Source organism: Marinomonas epiphytica (assembly GCF_054780655.1).
Window position 1 is genome coordinate 21,738 of record NZ_BAAGVX010000004.1, and the last position, 7,082, is coordinate 28,819.

Here is a 7,082-nt window from a genome sequence, read left to right on the forward strand (position 1 = left end):
GCTACTTCCCTGCCGCTTGTTGATCATCCACAAAGCTGCGACCCCAGCCCGTAACAATGGATACACTCATCACCACCAACAAGACCCAGGCGTATAGAATCCAAGGTGTCATTTCTATTGGGCTTAACGCTGGTACACCCGCGAAGGATTCCGCAGCTTTTGCAGACAAACCTGACGCAAACAACAAGGCTGCGGACCAAGGTAGTGAGTACACTAAAGTACAAGCCATACTGTCGATAATATTGGCGCGACGGTAAGGGTGCAGCTTAAAGCGCTCGCCCACAGGTTTGGCATAGGACAAACCGACTGCAAGGATTGCTGGTGCGTTAATGCTCATCACCGCCGATAGGAATAGGGATAAACCAGCGGAAGAAGCCTCGGCACCACGCGGGGTTTTAACATAGCTTTTCAAGCCTTCAATAAGCTTGTCGCTACCACCACCATCCAGCATGATTCGAATGCCGCCCGCTAGCAGTAATACCAGAATAGATAAGTCTGACATCCAACCCGCCACGCCGTTAATCAAGGCGCCGTTTTCGACCGATAAAAAGCCATCAAATGTATTTAAGCCAGTCACCACGGCCACCAACATGCCTAATAATATGCCGACCGTTGTCGCAAAGATTACATCGCCCTTTTGCATAGCGACATAAATAGCCGCAAAGGCAGGGATCAACATAAACAGACCTTTCGGATCCATATGTTCAGCCAGCACTTCATAAGGCACATCCGCTGAAACGCCAGAACGAGTAAGACTAAAGATCACAAGTAATACTAGAGTAACCACCCCAGCAGTCGCTGAGTATTTGAGACGAGAACGTACCACACCGCCAATATCCGTGCCTTGGCTGGCAGCCGACGATATAGTGGTATCCGAAATAGGAGCTAAGTTATCACCAAAAGCACCACCCCCAACAATCGCTCCTGCCATCAGCAAAGGGTCTGCGCCGAGTAAAACGCCTGCTGGATAAAGTACGCCCATACCTGCTGCAATTGTTCCGAACCCCGTACCTGCAGCTGTTGCAAATAATGCACTAGCAATAAAGCTCACCACGACAAACGCTGTACCTGTCGCTCCTGTGTGATACGCAGCCCACAGCACGCCATCGACCAAACCTGAAGAACGTAAAACGGTGGCAAAAATACCAGCAAAGATCCAAGCTGCCACAGGCGCAATGGCCACTTTACTGGCCATACCCTTCATGATGGTTTCGGCATATAAAGACTTATCTTTGGCAAACAAGAAGGTCAATAACAAGCCTGCTAATATGCCAACCCACATACCTTGTATCGTGGCTTCCTCAAGCGCTGTGGCCACATAAATCGCCACACTGACAAAACTAATGATGGGTAAAAACGACAGCCAAGGGCCACCGTAAAACTTTAACTCTGATTTTGACTCCATACTTTTTCCTCTTTCTGTTCTTGCATTAATAAAAAGCGTTACAGCAGGAATTGAGAACCTCAGCTGTTTTTTTAGTTAATCAAATGAAGAAAAGAAGAAACATTTGCCAATTGAAGCCAAACTGGCGCATATTGGCGCACTTTTTACGCCTATTTGCATCTTTGTTTCAAGCGACCTGCCTTGATATGCTTAACATTAGACATTTTTCTTAAGGCCGACTATGAATCAAGACATCGCGTTAAATTTACGACTTTTATGTAGTTACTATAAATCTATTAGTGAAGTCTGCGAGCGTCTTGGTATAAGTCGATCACAATTTAACCGCTATTTGAATGGCCGACATCGACCTGCAGCCAATACCTTAAGGAAGATCTGTGAGTTTTTTAATGTGGCAGAGCATGAGTTACAACTACCACACGCCCACTTTCGCCTATTAGTACAAGGCACTCCGCCAAGGGAAAGTAGTCCTGCAAATCAAGTTGCTCAGCATTTAGCTCACCTAGATAACAAGTCCAGTGAGGAGCTAGAGAAGTACGTAGGCTTTTACTATGAGTACTATTACTCTATGAGTAGCCCAGGCAAGATTTTAAAATCATTAGTAAATTTTACTAAACAAGGTCACCAAATACTCTACCAAAGGACTGAGCGATTAACGGATAAAAGCGGGAATGAGAGATACCACTGCAAATATTTAGGCATTGCTCATTATTTATCAGACCGTATTTTTATGATGGATTATGAGTCACTAACTATGAATGAGATAACCCAAACCATTTTATACCCTGAATTTAAGAATCGCATTCGCATGCTGCATGGTTTACGAATGGGGGTTTCATCAGACGACGACAGAATGCCATGTAGTTCAAGAGTCGTAATGGAATACTTAGGTGAGAAGGTATCTGTAAAGCAAGCTTTATCTTCATGCCAGCTATACGACCCAAGCACTTCTGAAATTCATCCCTCCATCATAGAGCTAGTTAATAATAAGGGAAATAACGAGCACTGGCAGTTTCGTGCAAAGAATTAGCTACTACACGAATTGCCTTTCCCTAGCAAAAGGCCATGAACAATAGAGCTCTCTTATGGTTCCCTTACCATTATTATGACCTCCTATACCTTAAAGCTGATCATGAGTGGGCTACCGGATTAGCCATTTCAAATGCGGCTCAGCAACGCCTGATTTGTGTTCGACTACTTAACCCATAAAGGCGTTTGAGCTGGATAACAAGGATTTTTTATAATATTGTATTATCAAAATAAAGATAACGAGGGATACAATGAATTCTAAACTAGCAGGCAAAAACATACTCATTACCGCTGGCGCGCAAGGAATTGGCGAGGCCATCACTAAACACCTAGTTGATAGTGGTGCTAATGTCGCTGTGCATTATTTTTCCAGCTCAGACACCGCCAACGAACTGGTTAAATACGCTCAAAGCAAAGGTCAAAATGGGGTTGCACTAAGCGGCGACCTTACCGATGAGAACCAAGCAGAACAACTGGTGAAAGACACAGTAGAGCAATTAGGCAGCCTAGACATTCTCATTAACAATGCAGGCTCATTAGTAGCACGCCGCCATTTGAACGAAATGGACGCCGAGTTTTGGCACAAAGTCATGGACATCAATATGACTTCTATGATGTTTGTTACCCGTGCCGCAGCACCATTTTTAGCTCAGAACGAAAACAGTAGTATCGTTAACTTAGCATCTTTAGCTGGCCGTAAAGGGGGTCACCCTGGCTCATTGGTTTATTCAACCAGTAAAGGTGCTATTCTTACTTTTACACGCGCTTTGTCGTCTGAACTGGGTGCGCAAGGAATACGTGTTAATGCCGTTGCTCCGGGCTTGATCTTAGGAACGTCATTCCACAATACTCACACAACAAAAGAATCTGCCGACGCAACCACTGCCAGCATCCCTATTCAACGAGCAGGCACACCCGACGACGTTGCTCGCGCGGTCACTTATTTAGCATCTGAATACGATGGCTTCATTACTGGTGCAACGCTAGACATAAACGGCGGCGTTTTCAATATGTAACCAACCTTTAAAGACTAAAAGCGGTATTTCGCTTTTAGTCTTCTTACCTATTAACGAGATCCCCATGCTAACCACTCCAATTATACACCCTAGCATTTTAGAAGCGCTGGCCAAGTCTGGCCATTATGCACAGGTCGTCATTGCCGATGCCAATTTAGCGGCAGGTGCTATGCAAGGTCCCAATGCCACGACCGTGTTTCTTAATTTTCGCCCAGGCCTACTTGATGCTGTGACCGTTTTAGAAGGGCTACTGGAAATTTGCCCGGTACAAAGTGCTACCTTGATGGAAAAACCCGCCCAAGCCAATGCTGAAATTCACCAAACTTATCAAGCACTCATGCCAGACATTGAGTGGAATGAATTAGAACGTTGGGACTTCTACGACAAAATTCGTGACCCAGCTACTACCTTGATCATCCAAACTGGGGAACAAAGACGCTTTGCTAATATCATTCTCACGGTGGGCGTGGTGAAAATGGCAGAAGAGAATCACTTCTAACAACTTGAATAAGAATAATTTTAAACTTGCCCCCAAGCTTTGTAATATGAGCGTTACCATAACAACATTAACAAGAACTGGACTCTGAATTATGAAACTTGAATCTCTTGCGTTACATCACGGATACAAATCGGAAGAAACCACCAAAGCCGCTGCTGTGCCTATTTATCAAACAACATCCTATACGTTTGATGACACACAGCATGGTGCAGATTTATTCGACTTAAAAGTACCCGGCAACATTTATACTCGTATCATGAACCCCACCACAGATGTGCTTGAGCAGCGCATTGCTGCTATGGAAGGGGGTATTGCGGGGTTAGGTGTCGCATCAGGCATGGCGGCAATTACCTATGCCCTAGAATGTATTTGTGATGTGGGTTCAAATTTCATTAGTACCAGTCAGCTTTATGGGGGTACTTACAATCTATTTGCCCATAGCTTTCCTCGCCGCGGTATAGAAGCCAGAATGGTATCTGCGGATGACTTTGCCGGTTTTGAAGCAGCCATAGACGAGAACACTCGTGCTATCTTTTGTGAGTCTATTGGCAACCCAGCAGGTAATGTTGTCGACATTGAAGCCTTGGCAGCCATTGCTGAAAAGCACGGTCTACCATTAATTGTAGATAACACAGTGGCGACTCCCTTTTTATGCCGCCCAATTGAACTGGGTGCTCATATCGTGGTGCACTCACTAACCAAATACATTGCCGGCCATGGCACCACTGTGGGTGGCATCATTGTCGATTCTGGCAAGTTCGATTGGGTCGCGAACAAAGAACGTTTCCCTATGTTGAATGAGCCAGACCCGTCCTACCATGACGTGGTTTATACCGAAGCATTAGGAGCAGCTGCTTACATTGGCCGCTGCCGTGTGGTGCCGTTACGCAACACAGGTTCTGCCCTATCGCCTCATAGCGCCTTCTTGATTATGCAAGGGTTAGAAACGCTCGGCTTACGTATGGAACGCCATTGTCAGAACGCAGAAAAGCTGGCTGCTTACTTACAGCAACATGAAAAAGTAAGCTGGGTAAACTACGCCGCCTTACCTGAAAGCCCATACAAAGCACTCAGTGAGCGTATTACCAGTGGTAAAGCATCTGGCGTATTGAGTTTTGGCATTAAAGGTGGGCTTGCTGCAGGCACACAATTTATCGATGCCCTAGAAATGATCTTACGCTTGGTGAACATTGGCGATGCTAAATCCTTGGCTTGCCATCCAGCCTCCACGACTCACCGTCAGCTGAATGAAGAAGAATTGAGTAAAGCAGGGGTCAGCAAAGACCTGATTCGTATTTCAGTGGGAATTGAAAATATCGACGACATCATCGCTGATATTAGCCAAGCCCTAGACAAAGTAAGCGTTTAAGGAAACACCCCTAGGTCACTCTGGCCTAGGGGCTCTCTCATCTTTTAACTGTCCTTATCTTCTTTTTTATCTAGCTGGGCTTGCAAGCTCTGAATTTGTTGCTGCATTGCAGTAAGGCTCGCCATTAATTCAGCATGGTTGTTTTCTTGCACATCGTGTTCTTTGGCCGCTGTTTCTTGGGTCATGACATCCAGTACCACACCCACCATCATGTTTAGAAACACAAAGGCTGTTAAGAAAATAAACACTAAGTAAAATGCCCAGCTCATGGGGTAAACTTCCATGGTTTCATACATTACATCGGTCCAGTCTTCAAACGTGGCGACTCGGAACAAGGTCAGCATAGAAACGGCAATATCCCCCCAAAGGGTTTCATTAACTCGTTCAAAAAAAATAGAGCCCACCGCAGCGAAGATGTAAAAAATGATAAACATCAGCAGGGCGATATAACCCATTTTAGGGATCGCTTTGAGTAATGCGTTAATTAAGAAGCGTAAATCAGGGATAATGGAAACAAGCCGTAAGACCCGAAAAACTCGCAATAAACGAGCCACGAGAATCATCTCGGTATCTGACACTGGCACCAAACTGCCAATTACGATTACCGTATCGAAAATGTTCCAAGGGTCTTTAAAAAAGCGCAGTTTGTCGTCGCATGCGATGAACCTTAAACTGATTTCCACCAGAAAAAACAGGGTAATAAAGTTATCTAGATAATTGATCGCCAGCTCTACGCCATCGGGTAATGGGTAAGTTTTAGCACCCACGGTTAACGCCGCAATGATGATAATACTGATAATAAAACCCTGAAACCACACGCTGCGTTCAACGCGCTTCATCACATTAAAAAGACGGCTCGAATGCGTCGTTTCCATTTGCTAAACACCTAATTGTCACAATCTACAAGAAAGCGACATATTAAGTGGCTCAAGGGAATAAGAAAAGCCTTAATAATTGTAATCATTGGGGTAAGAGTAAAGTCACTGTAACAACAAGCCCATGAGCTCGGGTTTATAAACTCCTAGCTTCTAAACCAATTTATCCCAACAACATAATTAGAATTAGGCAAAAAACGCCAGATGTGTGCTTCCGAGCAAGAATTTTAGATAACCGAAATAAAATTAGCTCGTACCGCACCTAGTTGTAGGAATAGAGTTCGCTATACACTCGCTCTTCACATCGAAGGATAGCCTCCTATTTAAGTGAAACGCGCTTAGAACCGTTGCCAAGCACCCTTATACTAAATTTAGTAGGCCTGGTAAATGTGATCCGTTACAGAAATTTTAGACACTGAATTAAGCGAGTAAAACTGCTGGTACTGATCAAAAGCTCTTTGCGGATTCTAAGGCGTTCACTGATAAATTCGGCATCGGCGAAAGAGAGTGGGTTGATGGACGTAGGAATCGTGATCAGATTAGCTCGGCAAGATCATCTCATTTGTCCGACTAAATAGTATTTTCCTTAATGGTAAAGTTTTTAAATCGAGTACGCTTTCATAAAATCAAATTCATCTTCGTATCGTTCTAAAGGCTTAACTGGTAGCCATTCTTTAGGAAGGTTAGGACTGTCGATGTCTAATTCATAACCATGACGGATGGCTAATTTACTGTATTTCAATGCAGATGGTACGACTAAACCCTACATAAAAGCAGAACTATCCCACTCTTTTCTATGATTCATTTTTCTTGGACTGACGAGCTCTTTGATCGCCGCCTCCATACCATGTAAATCCCCTTTAGCCAACGCTAAATAAAACTGCTGGTCAAT

6 protein-coding genes are annotated in these 7,082 nt (G+C 44.3%); 4 read left to right on the top strand and 2 right to left on the bottom strand.

From position 1 onward, the window contains the following. Nucleotide 1: 1 nt before the first annotated feature. Complete coding sequence (locus ACYVGZ_RS02040; RefSeq protein ID WP_460750486.1) at nucleotides 2-1,405, bottom strand: Na+/H+ antiporter NhaC family protein; 1,404 nt, start codon at nucleotides 1,403-1,405, stop codon at nucleotides 2-4. A gap of 220 nt (nucleotides 1,406-1,625) precedes the next feature. Here ACYVGZ_RS02040 and ACYVGZ_RS02045 point away from each other — a divergent pair, with 220 nt between their 5' ends. The 4 genes from ACYVGZ_RS02045 to ACYVGZ_RS02060 all read left to right on the top strand — a co-directional run bounded on the left by ACYVGZ_RS02045 (nucleotide 1,626) and on the right by ACYVGZ_RS02060 (nucleotide 5,315). Next, complete coding sequence (locus ACYVGZ_RS02045; protein WP_460750489.1) at nucleotides 1,626-2,432, top strand: helix-turn-helix domain-containing protein; 807 nt, start codon at nucleotides 1,626-1,628, stop codon at nucleotides 2,430-2,432. A gap of 250 nt (nucleotides 2,433-2,682) precedes the next feature. Continuing rightward, a complete protein-coding gene (locus tag ACYVGZ_RS02050) occupies nucleotides 2,683-3,447 on the top strand; it encodes an SDR family NAD(P)-dependent oxidoreductase (RefSeq protein ID WP_460750491.1) in 765 nt (254 codons plus the stop codon). Nucleotides 3,448-3,511: 64 nt separating this feature from the next. Continuing rightward, a complete protein-coding gene (locus tag ACYVGZ_RS02055) occupies nucleotides 3,512-3,946 on the top strand; it encodes an RbsD/FucU family protein (protein WP_460750494.1) in 435 nt (144 codons plus the stop codon). A 91-nt stretch (nucleotides 3,947-4,037) separates the two neighbouring features. After that, entirely contained in the window at nucleotides 4,038-5,315 is a 1,278-nt protein-coding gene (locus tag ACYVGZ_RS02060) for an O-acetylhomoserine aminocarboxypropyltransferase/cysteine synthase family protein (protein ID WP_460750497.1), read from the top strand. Between the two features lie 44 nt (nucleotides 5,316-5,359). Here ACYVGZ_RS02060 and ACYVGZ_RS02065 read toward each other — a convergent pair whose 3' ends face one another. Then, the gene (locus ACYVGZ_RS02065; protein WP_460750499.1) at nucleotides 5,360-6,190 is read right to left on the bottom strand and encodes an ion transporter; all 831 of its coding nucleotides are present in this window, start codon (nucleotides 6,188-6,190) and stop codon (nucleotides 5,360-5,362) included. Nucleotides 6,191-7,082: the final 892 nt, after the last annotated feature.